At 73.3% G+C, this 14,930-nt stretch carries 13 protein-coding genes and 2 pseudogenes; 9 read left to right on the top strand and 6 right to left on the bottom strand.

From position 1 onward, the window contains the following. The first annotated feature begins 80 nt into the window (after positions 1 to 80). Complete coding sequence (locus AB0910_RS29970; RefSeq protein ID WP_366747821.1) at positions 81 to 308, top strand: hypothetical protein; 228 nt, start codon at positions 81 to 83, stop codon at positions 306 to 308. 92 nt (positions 309 to 400) lie between these two features. On the opposite strand, the gene AB0910_RS29965 is transcribed toward AB0910_RS29970, so the two are convergent. Beyond that, complete coding sequence (locus AB0910_RS29965) at positions 401 to 1,039, bottom strand: GNAT family N-acetyltransferase (RefSeq protein ID WP_366747803.1); 639 nt, start codon at positions 1,037 to 1,039, stop codon at positions 401 to 403. 105 nt (positions 1,040 to 1,144) lie between these two features. Here AB0910_RS29965 and AB0910_RS29960 point away from each other — a divergent pair, with 105 nt between their 5' ends. Then, entirely contained in the window at positions 1,145 to 1,639 is a 495-nt protein-coding gene (locus AB0910_RS29960; protein ID WP_366747802.1) for a GNAT family N-acetyltransferase, read from the top strand. Positions 1,640 to 1,750: 111 nt separating this feature from the next. On the opposite strand, the gene AB0910_RS29955 is transcribed toward AB0910_RS29960, so the two are convergent. From AB0910_RS29955 to AB0910_RS29945, 3 genes are all read right to left on the bottom strand, one after another. Further along, positions 1,751 to 2,746 carry a hypothetical protein gene (locus AB0910_RS29955; RefSeq protein ID WP_366747801.1) on the bottom strand — a complete coding sequence of 332 codons (996 nt, stop codon included), beginning with the start codon at positions 2,744 to 2,746 and terminating at the stop codon, positions 1,751 to 1,753. Between the two features lie 74 nt (positions 2,747 to 2,820). Beyond that, positions 2,821 to 3,567 (bottom strand): SGNH/GDSL hydrolase family protein, encoded by a 747-nt coding sequence (locus tag AB0910_RS29950; RefSeq protein WP_366747800.1) that lies wholly within the window; start codon positions 3,565 to 3,567, stop codon positions 2,821 to 2,823. A 192-nt stretch (positions 3,568 to 3,759) separates the two neighbouring features. Further along, positions 3,760 to 4,818, bottom strand: coding sequence for a LacI family DNA-binding transcriptional regulator (locus tag AB0910_RS29945; protein ID WP_366747799.1), 1,059 nt, complete (start codon positions 4,816 to 4,818; stop codon positions 3,760 to 3,762). Positions 4,819 to 5,240: 422 nt separating this feature from the next. Between AB0910_RS29945 and AB0910_RS29940 the strand changes: the two genes are divergently transcribed. The 6 genes and pseudogenes from AB0910_RS29940 to AB0910_RS29915 form a co-directional block, all read left to right on the top strand. Further along, positions 5,241 to 6,515, top strand: coding sequence for an extracellular solute-binding protein (locus AB0910_RS29940; protein ID WP_366747798.1), 1,275 nt, complete (start codon positions 5,241 to 5,243; stop codon positions 6,513 to 6,515). Then, positions 6,512 to 7,426, top strand: coding sequence for a sugar ABC transporter permease (locus AB0910_RS29935; protein ID WP_366747797.1), 915 nt, complete (start codon positions 6,512 to 6,514; stop codon positions 7,424 to 7,426). Before AB0910_RS29940 ends, AB0910_RS29935 begins: the two co-directional genes overlap by 4 nt. A gap of 8 nt (positions 7,427 to 7,434) precedes the next feature. After that, positions 7,435 to 8,244 (top strand): carbohydrate ABC transporter permease, encoded by an 810-nt coding sequence (locus tag AB0910_RS29930; RefSeq protein ID WP_366747796.1) that lies wholly within the window; start codon positions 7,435 to 7,437, stop codon positions 8,242 to 8,244. Between the two features lie 83 nt (positions 8,245 to 8,327). After that, on the top strand, positions 8,328 to 9,794 hold the full coding sequence (locus AB0910_RS29925) for a glycoside hydrolase family 32 protein (RefSeq protein WP_366747795.1): 1,467 nt from the start codon (positions 8,328 to 8,330) through the stop codon (positions 9,792 to 9,794). 17 nt (positions 9,795 to 9,811) lie between these two features. Then, on the top strand, positions 9,812 to 11,830 hold the full coding sequence (locus AB0910_RS29920) for an alpha-amylase family protein (protein WP_366747794.1): 2,019 nt from the start codon (positions 9,812 to 9,814) through the stop codon (positions 11,828 to 11,830). Continuing rightward, a pseudogene (locus AB0910_RS29915) lies at positions 11,827 to 12,168 on the top strand (PfkB family carbohydrate kinase); the annotation flags it as partial. The gene AB0910_RS29920 and the pseudogene AB0910_RS29915, both read left to right, overlap by 4 nt. Before the next feature lie 49 nt (positions 12,169 to 12,217). Here AB0910_RS29915 and AB0910_RS29910 read toward each other — a convergent pair. Continuing rightward, a pseudogene (locus AB0910_RS29910) lies at positions 12,218 to 12,454 on the bottom strand (TetR family transcriptional regulator); the annotation flags it as partial. Positions 12,455 to 12,651: 197 nt separating this feature from the next. Continuing rightward, on the bottom strand, positions 12,652 to 14,061 hold the full coding sequence (gene glnA / locus AB0910_RS29905; RefSeq protein WP_366747793.1) for a type I glutamate--ammonia ligase: 1,410 nt from the start codon (positions 14,059 to 14,061) through the stop codon (positions 12,652 to 12,654). A 243-nt stretch (positions 14,062 to 14,304) separates the two neighbouring features. Here glnA and AB0910_RS29900 point away from each other — a divergent pair, with 243 nt between their 5' ends. After that, entirely contained in the window at positions 14,305 to 14,772 is a 468-nt protein-coding gene (locus AB0910_RS29900; protein ID WP_366747792.1) for an RDD family protein, read from the top strand. Positions 14,773 to 14,930 lie beyond the last annotated feature (158 nt).

Below are 14,930 nucleotides of genomic sequence, written 5' to 3'. Positions count from 1 at the left end.
GCCACTTCGACCCGACCCGCGCGCCCGCGCGCCCGCGCCGCCGCACGCGGGCGGCGGCCCGCCCCGCTTCGGCGCCGCCCCTGCCACCGCTGAGCCGCGCACCGCTGCCCGCGGGCCGCCCCCGCGAGTGGTACGAGACGCACAACCGCAGGCTCAAGGCCATGCGCCTGGCGATAGCCCTCCTCGACACCGGCGTGTACCAGCCTTCCCACGCCGACAACGCACGCATCCGCGCCACCGCTGCCCGCATCGGCATCCACCCCCCGTCCGACACCACCTGCCGTCTGGTCCGCACCCTGCTGCACTGACCCCGCCCGGCGCCGCCGCGCCCCGCCCGGCGCGCGGCGGCCCACGGGGCGCGCGGCCCCACGACCGCTCCGGCCCGCCCGCCGGGCAGGCGTCAGGTGCCGGGCGCCCGCCCCTCCCACAGCTCCTCTCCCTCGTGCACCACGTCCGTCCTGACCAGCCCGACCGCGCGTGCGACCGCGGCCGACGCCGCGTGGTCCGCGCGGATGTGGGCGACGAGCGTGCCGACGCCCCTGTCGGCCAGCCACCGCGCCAGCCCCCGGGCTGCCTCTTTCGCGATGCCGCGCCCCTGGAACGGGCCGCCCACGACCCACGCAAGCTCGGCCACCGCACCGGGCGCGGGCCCCGCCGCCCGCGTCCGACCCGGCACCGGCACCGTCACCGTGGCCTGCACGGTGCCCGCGAGGGCACGCGCGCCGGCCGGCTCCCGTATCTCCACGACCCAGTTGCACCAGGACACCGCCGGGTCGTCGGGGCCCGCCAGCATCCGCGCATACCGCACCCGCAGCTCCGCGGCCGAAGCGGGGGCGCCACCGATGAACTCGTGCAGCGCGGGGTCGCCCAGCACCCGCGCCATCTGCGCGGCATGCGCAAGGCGCAGCGGCAGCAGCGCGAGCCCGGGCGTGCGTATCGTCTCCGCGACGAGCGGCCACGCGCCCCCGGCCGCGGACTCGGCGCGCTGCCCCCGCGCCGGGGCGGCATGCGGCACGGACACCGCGAAGGACTCTTCCATGCCGTCATCGTGCCAGCACCCGCCGACGGCCCGCCCGGCCTGTGGACAACGCCCGACAGCGCCTGTGGAAAACTCCGCGCGGCCAGGCTGAGGCATACTCTCCGCATGGCACGACCTGGTGAGGACGGGGCGCGCGTGACGATCCGCCGGGCCGTCGCGCGGGACGCGAAGCGGCTGACCGCCCTGGTCGGCTCGTCGCGCGCGTACGAGGGGCGGTACGCCTCAGCGGTCGAGGGCTACCGCGTCGGCCCCGACTACATCGAGGCACACCAGGTCCACGTGGCCACCGAGCCGGCCCAACTCCCCGGCGGCGGCCGGATACTCGGCTTCTACGCGCTGCTGCTCACGCCCCCGGAGCCGGAGCTCGACCTGATGTTCGTCGCGGACTGCGCGCAGGGCCGCGGCATCGGCCGCCTCCTCGCCCGCCACATGCAGCGCACGGCCCGGGCCGCCGGGGCCGAGCGGGTCCGCGTCGTCTCCCACCCCCCGGCCGAGGGCTTCTACACCGCCATGGGCGCCACCCGCACCGGCACCGATCTCGCCCATCCCCCGGCCGTCCCCTGGGACCGCCCGGAACTCACCCTCCCGACCACGCCCTGACCCCCGGGCATCCTCCGCCCGGCAAACCGGGCCGCGCCGCCGCACGGCTGCGCGGCCGCCGCCCGACAAGGTCGCGCGGGCGGCCGCCGCGCGGGTGCGGTCCTTGCGGCGTCAGCTGCCGCCGGGGGAGGACGTGGCGCCCTGCTGGATCTTGCCCGTGACGTCGGCGGTCTGGTCCGCGGGCGGCGCCGCGACGTCGGCCTTGGTGCCGAAGCCGGTGAACTGGAGCTTCGAGTCGAGTGCCAGGCTGCCGGTCGCGCCGGTCGCGCCGGTCGCGCCGGTCGCGCCGGATGACGCCGACGCCGAAGGGGAGGTGGAGGCGGGCGTCTTCACACTGGCCTTGACCTCCTCCTGCCGGATCCGGCCCTGGCCGTCGAGCCACAGGTCGACGGGGAGGGTGTTCCCGAGCTGCCGCCGCAGCTGCCGTGCCTGCGACGAGTCGCCGGGCGCCAGCTTGCCCACGTCGATCGCGACCCGGTAGTGGGTGGTCTGCGTGCCGCCCACGCTCTCCGTGCCGACCTTGGTGACGTCCTTGCCGCTCAGGTTCTTCACGTAGGAGAACGGGGCCGCCGGGTCCGTCAGCTGCGCCGAGCCCGCGGGCCCGCCGCCGAAGGTGCTCGACACCTTGTCGATGTCGATCTTCAGCCAGCTCTTGCCGCCGGGCAGCAGCCGCTTCGCCGTCGACGACGGCAGCTTCTCGTACAACGTGCCGTCGAGGGTGCGCTCCTCGATCTGCTGGCTGCCGACGTGCAGGACGACATCGCTCGCACCGCGCGCCAGGTCGATCACGCCGGAGCCGCGCAGGGTCAGCGAGCCGTTCCCGCCCACACCGCCGACCGTCGTACTCATCGTGAGCCTGGCGCTCTTGGCGTCCGCGGTCTTCTGGTACGCGTCCCGCACGGCAGCCGAGCCCTGGCTGCCCGCGTCGCCGCCGCTCCCGCCTGCCGAGGCGGACGCGGACCCGGACGCGGGCCCGGAGGGCGTGCCCGAGGACGCGGCGCCGCCGCCCGTGTCCCCGCCGGGGCCGCACCCCGCCAGCACACCCACCGCCGCCACACCACTGATCGCCAGCGCCGCCGCTTGTCGGCCCCTGCCGTTGTGAACCATGCCCTCTCCCGTCCCGCACTTGCCTGTTGACCGACACCGGCCCGGTCCCTGCCCGGGACCCCGACAGGGCTCGGCTACCCGCCGGCGCGACCCGCATACGCCGTGAGGCAGCCCGGGACGGACCGCAGGGCCGCGTACCAGACGGCCGCCATCTTCCCGTAGCCCTCCCGCGTGGGATGGGTGCCGTCGGCGAGGTCGGCCGTCGTCAACGCCTCGTACATCCGCACCAGATGGACGCGCGGCCCCTTGGCCGCCACCACCCGCGGCACCTCGGCGTTGTACGCCACGACCCGGGCCTGCCGCGCACGGTCCGCCTCGGGCGGGACGGTCGCCACGAAGAGGTCACACCGCGGGGCCACCCCCGTGATGCGGTCGATCAGCCCGGACAGCCGGTCCGGCGCCGCCGCGACGTCCAGGTTCTGGTTCATGTCGTTGGTGCCGATCAGCAGCAGGACCGTACGCGGCTCGCTCTGCCGCAGCCACGCGCCGACGTGCGCGTCCACCTGGTCGATGCGCCACCCCGGATGGCCCTCGTGGTCGTGGTCGCCCAGCTCGGCGGGGCCGTTGGACCGCGACCCGACGAAGTCGACGGCGCGCCCGCCGGCCGTGAGCAGCCGCCACAACTCGACCCGGTAGCCGCCCGGGTAGGGCGTGAAGCCGTCCGTGAGGGAGTCGCCGAGCGGCATGACGCGCACACCCCCGCCGGACTCACCGCCCACCGCGGCACGCGCGACGGCACGGCCCGACACCGCCTCGGCCGCCCCGACCACACCGCCGAGCACGGCCGCGCGTCTGGAGAGCAGCGGATTTCTGGAGAGCACTGGATTCATCGAACACATCCTCGGATGGGGGAGCGGGCCCCGGGCGGCCCGCGCCGACGACACACCGACGCTCCCGGGAAGACAAGCCGCCCGACGCGCTCCGCGGGCCTGCCCTGCCTCCCTACCCGCCCACCGCCCTCTCCGCCTGCGCCGACCGGAGGAATTCCCCCGCCTCGGGACCGGGGCGGCGGGTCAGCCCTCCGCCGGGGCCCGCTCGCCCGAGCCGCGCGGGATCAGGCGGGTGCGCAGGCGTACGACCTGGTCCGCGCTCGTATCGCCCGCTATGCGGCGGAAGAGGATCTCGGCAGCCGTACGGCCCATGCCCACCGGGTCCTGGGCGACCACGGTGACGGCAGGGTGCAGGAGCTCGGCGAGCGGGAAGTCGTCGAAGGCCACCAGGGCGGGCGGTGGGCCCACGTCCCGCAGCGCGCGCAGGACGGCGTAGGTGCACAGGGCGTTGCCGGTGAACAGCGCCGTCACCGGCTCCGGCCCCGAGAGCATCGACTGCACCGTGGCGCGTACTGCCCCGCTCTCGGGGACCTGACGGGAGATCAGCCGGCCGTCCTCTGGCACGCCCGCGCCGCGCAGCGCCGCGCGGTAGCCCTCCACGCGCTCGTCCTGGGTGAAGAGGTGCGGCGCGTCTCCGACGAAGCCGATCCTGCGGTGTCCCTGCTCCAGGAGGTGGCGCACGCCGCGCCGCGCTCCCTCCACGTTGTCCACGAGCACGGTGTCGGCCTCCGCGCCGACGGCGGGCCGGTCGGCGAAGACCACCGGTGTGCCCGCGGCGATGTCGGCGCCCAGGTACGCCTGGCTCCCGGCGACCGGCGTGACGATCAGGCCGTCCACCTGGCGGGCGAGCAGCGCCTGCACACTGGTGCGCTCGCGCTCCCTGTCGTGCAGCGAGGAGGCGACGAGCAGCATGCACTCGTGCCGGATCGCGACCTCCTCGACGGCGCGGGTGAGGGCGGACTGGAAGGGCTCGGAGACGTCGTCGCAGACCAGGCCGATGGTCGCGGCGCGCCCCTGGCGCAGGGTGCGCGCACTGCTGTTGGGCCGGTAGCCGAGCTCGGCGATGACCCGGCGCACCCGCTCGGTGGTGGCAGCGCCCACGCCCGTCTCGCCGTTGACCACCCGGGAGACCGTCTTGGCCGCGACGCCCGCGGCCTCGGCGACGTCGCGGAGCGTCGGCCGCCTGCGCGGGGCGGCCGCACCCTCCTGACCGGGCCGCGCGGGGGGCGGCGATTGCGCCACGGGTCTGTTCCTCCTCGTCCTGCTGCCGCCGGGGGCGGTGGCTCCGGCGCGCCCGCCGGCGTCGCCCGCCGGACGCCCGTCAGCCTAGCAAGACGGCTCTGACAACGATGGACAAGAAATCGATCCGCTATGCCCCGGTGACTCCCCTCGGGCGTCCGCTCGGTCCGTGGCCGCCCCGGCGACAAAGAGACGTTATCCGGTACATAGGCCCGCCCTTCACGTTTCCGGTGGATGGCGGAGAGGGGATTGACAGCTCTCCGTCGCCGGGGGAGGGTTACGTCAACGTTGACGTAGCGGTCCCGGGGCCGTGTGCGTCGTGAGAGCGCGGCACCAGGCCGAGGCCGACCCCACGGGTCGTGCCGGGAGCGGGCGGCCGCGGGCGCGGAGGACGGCCGCGCCCCACTCAGAGAGGACCGCCAACCGTGCGACGTCGTGCGTTCATCGGAGGGCTGGGAGCGGCAGCCGCGGGCGCCGCGCTCGGTGCCTGCTCGGACCCGGACTCCGCGAGCCGCGGGGGCGATGCCGACTTCTTCATCGACGCCCCCACCTGGGGCACCGGGCTGCGGAAGGCGGGAGAACGGCTCCGCGCGGTCACCGGCACCGGCCTCGCGCCGCAGTCCATCCCCACCACCTCCTCCTACGAGCAGGTCATCAAGTCCCAGCTCCAGACCCGCAACCCGCCCGACCTGATCAAGTGGGGCAGCGGCTACCGCATGCAGGACCTGGCGAGGACCGGCACCCTCGCCCCGCTCGACGCCCAGTGGGCCAAGGCGGAGAAGCGCGGCTGGCTCGACCCCGCGCTGCGCTCCCGCTTCACCTACCGGGGCCGGATCTACGGCCTGCCGCTGCAGAACGGCTACTACGTGATGCTCTACAACAAGAAGCTGTTCGCCCGCCTCGGCCTGTCGGAGCCCACCACCTGGGACGCCTTCACCCACGTCCTCGAAACACTCAAACGGCACGGCACCACGCCGCTCGGCACCACCCAGGTCAACGCCTGGCCCGCCGCCATCTGGTTCGGCGAGCTGGCGAGCAAGACCGATCCCGACTGGTACCGCAGGGTCACCGCGGGCCGGGCCTCGTACACCGACGCGGCGCCCCGCCGGATGATGCGGATGTGGCAGTCCATGATCCGCGCGGGCTACCACACCAGCCCCGACCGCAGCTTCGACGACTTCCCCGCCCTGCTCAAGGAGGGCGGCATCGCGATGTACGCGGCGGCGGTCTCCTGGACCACCCAGTCCCTCGATGCCGCGGGCATGAGGCCCACCACCGACTTCGGGGCCTTCCTGCTGCCCACCGTCTCCGCAGGGACCGAGCGGACCGTCATCTCCGAGGCCGCGGGCATCACCGCGGCGGCCCGCGCGTCCGGGCGGCGGCAGAGCCTGGACCTGCTCGACCACTGGCTCGACCCCGACGTCCAGCGGCCCTGGTCGTCCTTCCTGTGGGGCAGCTCGGCCAACCCGACGCTGCCGTGGCAGGAGCCGGCGAGCCGGCGCATCCAGCGCGAGGTCGCGGGCGGCAGGCTCCGGGTGCTCAACCGCTACTGGGAGGCGTCCCCGCCCGCCCTCGTCGAGGGCAACGTCCAGGACCTCGGCGGCTTCATGGCCGACCCCTCCGACCCGGACGGCGTCCTGGAGAGCATGCAGAGCCGCGCCCGCACCGAGTGGGAGTACTGGAAGAAGGAGACGTCGTGAGCACCGGCACCCCCGTGCGCCAGGCGCCCAGGGCCGCACACCGGCCGCCGCGCCACCGCGACCGCGCCCTGGTGACCCGCGCCGGGTTCCTGCTCCCGGCCGTCGCCCTCGTCACGGTCCTCAGCACCGTTCCCTTCGTCCTCACCCTCTGGCGCAGCTTCCACGACGACCGGTTCGTCCACCCCGGCTGGGCGGGCGTCGGCAGCTACGTCCAGATGCTCTCGGACCCCGTCGTCCTGCGCTCGCTCCTCAACACGCTGTTCTGGCTCGTCGGCACCGTCGTCCTGCCCGTGGGACTCGGCCTCCTCGTCGCCGTGATGACCGACCGGCTCTCCTGGGGCCGGTGGGCACGCACCGCGGTCGTCCTGCCGTACGCCCTGTCCGGCTCCGCCGTCGCCGTCGTATGGAACTTCCTGCTCCAGGACAACGGCGCGCTCAACAGCGCACTGCACGCCCTCGGTCTCGGGGCGTTCGCCCACGGATGGCTGCTGACCTGGCCGGGCAACACCATCGTGCTGATCGTCGCCAACGCCTGGCAGGCCACAGGCGTCGCCGTCATCCTCTACCTCGTCGGGCTCCAGGGCATCCCGCCCGAGACCGTCGAGGCCGCGGCGCTCGACGGCGCGGGCGGCTGGGTGCGCTTCCGGCACATCGTCCTGCCCCAACTGCGGGGCACCACCGTCGTGGTGGTCGGCATCAGCCTCGCCGGCGGACTCAAGGCGTTCGACCTGATCTGGGTCCTCACCGGCGGCGGTCCCGGCCGGAGCACCGAGACCCTCGCCGTGAGCATGTACTGGGAGAGCTTCGTCCTCCAGCGGCCCGGCTCCGGCGCGGCCCTCGCCGTCGTCCTCACCCTCGTCGTGGTGGCCACCTCGGTCGCCTATCTGCGACGCCAGCTCCGCTCCGCATAGGACCCATGATGACCAGGTACATCCGTCCCGTCACCGTCGTCGTCCTGTCCCTGCTGTGGCTGGTGCCGACCTACCTGCTGGTGGTCAACGGCATCGTGTCGAGCAAGGACTACTCGGGCACCGTCCACTGGCTCCCCACCAGTTTCGGCTTCTTCGACAACGTCCGCCAGGCATGGCAGGCCGCCGACCTGGGGCCCGCAATGCTCAACAGCGCCCTGTACGCGACGGTCAGCGGCGCGCTCGCCGTGTTCGTCGCCGCCATGGCGGCCTTCGCCGCGACCGTGCTGCCCGGCCGCGGCAAGGTGCTGTGGTTCTGGGCGATCTACGTCGGCTCGCTCTTTCCCGCGCAGGCGTTCCTGCGGCCGCTGTTCAACGGCTTCGCGTCGACCGGCCTCTACGACACCCGCCTCGGCCTCTTCGTCATCTACGCGGCCACCTGCGTGCCGTTCTCCTTCTTCATCCTGCGCAACACGATGCGCTCGCTGCCGACCGAGGTCGCCGAGGCCGCCCGGATGGACGGGGCGTCCTGGACGCGGATGTTCTTCTCCATCCACCTGCCGCTCGTCGTGCCCTCGCTCGTCGCCGCCTTCATCTTCCAGTTCGTGTGGGTGTGGAACGAGTTGCTCTTCGGCATCACCCTGAGCTTCAGCGGTGGCGTACGGCCCGTGATGGCCGCGCTTGCCGGGCTCCAGGGCAGCTACTCCACCGTCGGCCCGCCGGTGGTGCTCGCCGGGGCACTGCTGGTCTCGGTGCCCACCGTCGCCGTCTTCCTCGCCTTCCAGCGCATGTTCGTCAGCAGCCTCAAGGCCAACGTCTGAGGTCTGAGCAGTCCGGCCCGTCAGGCCCGGCCCTTCCGGCCCCCCACCGGGGCACCCCACCGCCGAAGAGAGCACCGCACACCGTGACCGAAGCACCCGCCCCCTTCCACCGCCCGGCCGACGGCTGGTTCGGCGACGTCATGCCGATCCTCGTCGACGGCGTCTACCACGTCTTCTACTGCCACCTCGACCGCGACGACACCGGGGCCCCCGGTCTCTGCAAGCCTCTGACCTGGGCGCACCTGACCACTCGCGACTTCGTGCACGTCGAGGAGCAGCCACGCGCCCTCGACCACGGCGGCCCCGACGACGTCGACCTGCTGGCCGGCGCGGGCTCGGTCACCGGGCCGGTCGACGGCACGTACTACGCCTACTACGTCGGCATCAACCCGCGCAGGACGGACCGGGGCGAGCCCGAGCAGGTCGTGCTCCGCGCCACCAGCCAGGACCTGATGGACTGGAAGAAGGACGAGGACTTCGTCTTCGAGGCCGACCCGCGCTGGTACGAACGCGACGCCTGGCGCGACCCGTTCCTCTACCGGCACGGCGACCGCTGGCGGATGCTGCTGTGCGCGCGGAGCACCGAGGGCCCCGCGGAGCGCCGCGGCGCCATCGGCCTCGCCGAGTCCGACGACCTGCTCACCTGGCGTGCGCTGCCGCCGCTGTACACGCCCGGCACCACCTACGCCCCCGAGTGCCCCGAGATCTTCACCCTCGCGGGGCGCGAGTACCTCGTCTACTCCACGTACAGCGACCGCTTCGCCACCCGCTACCGCTACCGCGAGCCGGGACAGGAGACGTGGCGGCGCGCGGACTGGGACGCGCTGGACACCAACGACGTGTACGCGATGAACACCGTCGCCGACGAAACCGGGGAGCGCCGCCACCTCATCGGCTGGCTTGCCACCCGCGCGGGCGACACCGACGCGGGACACCGCCAGTGGGGCGGCGACCTCGTCGCCCACGAACTGGTCCCGCGGCCCGACGGCACCCTCGGCGTCGCACCCCCCGAGGCGAGCCTCGCCCGCTTCTCCCGGTCGGCGGCGCACGTCGAGCCGCGCGCGGGCTCCTGGACCGTCACCGGCGACGAAGCCGCCTACGAGGGCCACGGCTTCGGCTGGTGCTCGCTCGGCGCCTGCGGCCACACCGCGCTGCTGGAGGCCGACGTCCCTCTCGACGCCGAATGCGAGGAGTTCGGCATCGCGCTGCGCGCACGCGACGACTTCTCCGCCGCCTACCTGCTGCGCTTCGAGCCCCGGCACGGCCGGGTGGTGCTCGACCGCAGGCCCCACACGTTCGACGGGCCCTTCGACCACGACAAGGACCGCTCGTACGTCTCCGCGCCCGACCACGAGATCGAGCGCCCGCTGCCGCGCACGGACGGCACCGTCCGCGTGCGGGTCGCACTGGACGGCTCCATCCTGTCCGTCTACGTCGACGACGTCGCCCTCACCACCCGCGGATACGACCTCACCGACGGCGAGTTCGGGCTCTACGCGGCCCAGGGCACCGCACGCTTCTCCTCCCTCGTGGTGGGTGGTGCGCTGTGACCCGCCACGCTGCGCCGATGCGCCAGATCCACCTCGACTTCCACACCAGCGAGCACCTGCCGGACGTGGCGGGCCGGTTCGACGCGGAGGCGTTCGCCGGCACTCTCGCGCGGGCCCACGTGGACTCGGTGATCTGCTTCGCCCGCTGCCACCACGGCTGGGTCTACTACCGCTCGGCCGACCTCGCCGACCGCGTCCACCCCCAGCTCCGCGCGGACCTGCTGGAGGAGCAGATACGCGCCTGCCGGGACGCCGGCATCCGCGTCCCCGTCTACACCACCGTGCAGTGGGACGACCTCACCTGCACGGCACACCCAGAGTGGCGCATCCAGCACGCGGACGGGAGCCTTGAAGGCACATCCCCCTTCGAGGCAGGCTTCTACCGCAAGCTCTGCCTCAACTCGCCCTTCAGGCAGTTCATGAGAGACCACGTCAGGGAGATCCTCACCACGGTCGGCGGCGACGGCCTCTACCTCGACTTCATCCGCCCCGACGTGTGCGTCTGCGCACACTGCCGCCGCCTCATGGAGGAGACCGGACTCGACCCCGAACGCCCCGCGGACCGCGAGGAGTTCGGCGTCTCCACCGTCAACGCCTTCGAGGCGGAGATGACGGCGTACGCGCGCTCCCTCGCCCCCGGCTGCCCCGTCACGTACAACGGCGGGCACATCGGCATGCGGCACCGCGGGATCGCCGGCGCCTACACGCACTTCGAGCTGGAGACGCTGCCGAGCGGCGGCTGGGGCTACCAGTACTTCCCGGTCACCGCGCGCTACGCCCGCACCCTCGGCCCCGCCGTCGTGGGCACCACAGGCAAGTTCCACAGCACATGGGGCGACTTTCACTCCCTCAAGAACAAGGCCGCCCTGGAGTACGAGTGCTACCGGATGCTCGCCATGGCGGCGGGCTGCTCGATCGGCGACCAACTGCACCCGAGCGGCGTCCTCGACCCGGACGCCTACCGGCTGATCGGCGACGTGTACGCGGAGGTCGAGCGCAAGGAGCCCTGGTGCCGCGGCGCGGTCCCGGTCACGGAGATCGCCGTGCTGCACCCGGAGGAGGTGCTCGGCGGCGGTGTGATGCAGCTCCCGCCGGCCGTCCAGGGCGTGACACGCATGCTGGAGGAGGGGGGCCACCAGTTCGATCTCGTCGACTCCCACGCGGACTTCGGCCGCTACCGGATGCTCGTGCTCCCCGACCACATCCGCACCGGGCCGCGCGTCGCGGAGAAGATCGAGCGGTTCACGGCCGCGGGCGGCGCGCTCGTCGCCACCTTCGAGTCCGGGATGACACCGGACGGCTCCGCCTTCGCCCTGCCCAGCCTCGGGGTCACCGCACGCGGGCCGGGGGAGACGGACGCCGAGGGCCGCCCGGTGCGCGGCCGGGCCTTCCCGCGCAACGACCACACCGACTACGTGCGCCCGGGCGAGGCGCTCGCCGGCCGGGTGCCGCGCACCGAACACACCACGTACGCCAGGGGAGTCGACATCTCGGCCGACGACGGCACCGACGTGCTCGCCGACACCGTCGCCCCCTATTTCGACCGCCACTGGCGCCACTACACCTCGCACCTCCAAGCCCCCTCGTCCGGCCGGCTGCGCGGCCCCGCAGCCACCCGCAGGGGCAACGCCGTCTACTTCGCGCACCCCCTGTTCACCCAGTACGAGCGCAACGCCCCGCTGTGGATGAAGCACCTCTTCCTCGACGCGGTCGACCTCCTGCTCCCCGAACCGCTGCTGCGCCACGACGGCCCGTCCACCCTGCGGGCCACGGTGAACGCGCAGCCCGAGGAGGGCCGGCAGGTCGTCCATCTGCTGCACTACGTCCCCGAGCGCCGCGGCAGCGCCTTCGACACCGTCGAGGACGTCATCCCGCTGCACGGCCTCACCGTGTCGCTGCGCACCCCGGGAGCCGTGCGCGCCGTCACCTCCGTACCCGACGGGACGCCCCTGCCGCACCACACCGCCGACGGCCGCACCCGCATCGCCGTCGACCGCGTCGACGGGCACCGCATGATCTGCGTGGAGACCTCGTGACCGGCTCGCCACCGCGCCCGGAGCGCGCACCCGCCGTCCTCGGGGTCGGCGAGGTGCTCTGGGACCTGCTGCCCGCGGGCCGCAGGCTCGGCGGCGCGCCCTTCAACGTCACCGCGCAACTGGCCCGCATGGGCTTTACCGCCGGTTACCTGACCGCGGTCGGCGACGACGAACCAGGCCGCGCCGCGCGCGAGCGCATGCGCGAACTGGGCGTCGGCACCGCCCTGGTGCACACGGCCGCACTCCCCACGGGCCGCGCGGAGGTGACGCTCGACGCGGCGGGCGAACCGCGGTTCGACATCGTCGGGCCCGCCGCCTACGACCGGCTCGCGGCCTGCGACCAGGCCGCGGCCGCCCTGGCCGCGGGCGCGGCCGACGTCCGGCCGGGTCGACCTCGCCGAGCAGCGCGTCGAGCACGGCCGCGTGCAGCTCGGCGGTGTGGGCGACGTACACGTACAGCGAGGCGGGACCGGTGTCCAGCTCCTGCGCGAGGCGGCGCATCGTGACCTTGTCGAGCCCCTCGGCTCGCATGATCCGCACGGCCGCGTCGACGATGCCCCGCCGGGTCAGTGCGGGCTTGGCGGGGCGCTCGCGGCGGCTGACGGGCTCTCTTCTGGCAGTCACCGGCCGATCGTAACGAACGCGTTCGTGACCCGCGGCTCCCGGTCCGCGCGGAGCACGTGGCCGAGATCCCCTGAACCGGCCGCGCGCCGTCGCCGGGGAAACGGCCGCCGGCCGCGCCCTCCGGGTGGGGAGGGCGCGGCCGACGGTGCGTGGACGGCGCGGGGGAGCGAGGGGGACGCTCCGGGGCGCGGCGGCTTTTAGATGTCGAAGTACAGCTCGAACTCGTGCGGGTGGGGGCGGAGCTGGATGGGCGCGATTTCCTTGGTGCGCTTGTAGTCGATCCAGGTCTCGATGAGGTCCGCGGTGAAGACGCCGCCGGCCTGGAGGTACTCGTTGTCCTGTTCGAGGGCGTCGAGGACCGCGGGGAGGGAGGTCGGCACCTGGGGGACGCCCGCGTGCTCCTCGGGGGCGAGCTCGTAGAGGTCCTTGTCGATCGGCTCCGCCGCCTCGATCTTGTTCTTGATGCCGTCGAGGCCCGCGAGGAGGAGCGCGGAGAACGCCAGGTACGGGTTGGACGACGGGTCGGGCGCCCGGAACTCGACGCGCTTGGCCTTCGGGTTGGAGCCCGTGATCGGGATGCGCATGGCAGCGGAGCGGTTGCGCTGCGAGTAGACCAGGTTGACCGGGGCCTCGAAGCCGGGGACCAGGCGGTGGTAGGAGTTCACCGTCGGGTTGGTGAAGGCCAGCAGCGACGGGGCGTGCCTGAGGATGCCGCCGATGTAGTAGCGGGCGGTGTCCGACAGGCCCGCGTAGCCCTGCTCGTCGTAGAACAGCGGGGAGCCGCCCTGCCACAGCGACTGGTGGACGTGCATGCCCGAGCCGTTGTCGCCGAAGATCGGCTTCGGCATGAACGTCGCGGTCTTGTTGTTGCGCCAGGCGACGTTCTTGACGATGTACTTGAACAGCATCAGGTCGTCGGCCGCGTGCAGCAGCGTGTTGAACTTGTAGTTGATCTCGGCCTGGCCCGCCGTGCCGACCTCGTGGTGCTGGCGCTCGACCTCAAGGCCGGCGCGCTCCAGTTCGAGGGAGATCTCGGCGCGCAGGTCCGCGAAGTGGTCCACCGGCGGGGCGGGGAAGTAGCCGCCCTTGTAGCGGACCTTGTAGCCGCGGTTGTCCTCGGTGGAGCCGGTGTTCCAGGCGCCCGCCTCGGAGTCGATGTGGTAGAAGCCCTCGTTCGACGTGGTGTTGAAGCGCACGCTGTCGAAGACGTAGAACTCGGCCTCGGGGCCGAAGAACGCGGTGTCCGCGACGCCGGTCGAGGCGAGGTACGTCTCCGCCTTCTTCGCGATGTTGCGCGGGTCGCGGCTGTACGCCTCGCCGGTGATCGGGTCGTGGATGAAGAAGTTGATGTTCAGCGTCTTGTCACGGCGGAACGGGTCGACGCGCGCGGTCAGCAGGTCCGCGCGCAGCGCCATGTCCGACTCGTGGATCGCCTGGAAGCCGCGGATGGACGATCCGTCGAAGGCCAGCTCCTCCGACGGGTCGAACGACTTCGCCGGTACGGTGAAGTGCTGCATCACACCGGGCAGGTCGCAGAAGCGCACGTCGACGAACTTGACGTCCTCGTCCGAGATGAATTTCTTGGCCTCGTCGGCGTTCTGGAACATCCAGCTCCTCCTCCTCCCGCTCCGGGGAGGGGCGGGGGCTTGAAACTCGGCTGTGTGCGGGCCGGCGGGCCGGGGTCCCTCGGCCCGCGCCCAAAGGCACATGGTGTCCGCGACCCTATGTTTCCGCCATTTCTCCAGCATGACCCGTTTGTTTCGTCCGCGTTAACCGGCACGCCGTGGGAGGTGCCGCGCGGCCGAGGGGTGGCCGCTTCCCGCCCCCGCCCGGGCGCGTACCGTGGTCCCGTGGACAACAGGGAAGCAATCGGGTCTTGGCTCGCGGGCCCCCGCGCGGCGGCCGAGGAGATGGGCGTCGACTTCGGGTACCGCGGCGAGCGGCTCGGCCTGCCCGAGGAGGGCCCCGGCTCGGTCGCACGCTTCGGCCGGCGCCTCGGCGCCCTCTTCGTCGACTGGGCGCTGTGCGTGATCGTCGCGTACGGGCTGATCACCCGGGACGGCGCGCACGCCGTGGAGAACTGGGCGCTCGCCGTGTTCTTCGTGCTCAGCGTCCTGACCGTGGGCACCGTCGGCTCCACCCCCGGCAAGCGCCTCTTCCGCCTGCGGGTCGTAGCCGAGGGCGGCGGCCGCCTCGGCATCGGACGCGTGGTGGTCCGCAGCGTGCTGCTCTGCCTGGCGATCCCCGCGCTCATCTGGGACCGCGACGGCCGCGGCCTCCACGACCGCCTGGCACGCGCCGTCCAGGTGCGCAGCTGACCCCCCGCCGCCCGGAAACCGCCCCGGGCGACGCCCGCACGGGCCCGCGCCGGGAGCGGAAGAACGCCGTTGGGGGCGGCCCCGGAACCGCCCGGGTGCAGCCCACCGGGCGGGGGCCCGCGGTGCAGCGAGGACTCGACTTCTACCGCCGCCTGACG

The organism is Streptomyces sp. NPDC047002 (assembly GCF_040704505.1).
Lineage (GTDB): Bacteria > Actinomycetota > Actinomycetes > Streptomycetales > Streptomycetaceae > Streptomyces.
This window is presented reverse-complemented; position numbering and strand designations above follow the sequence as displayed.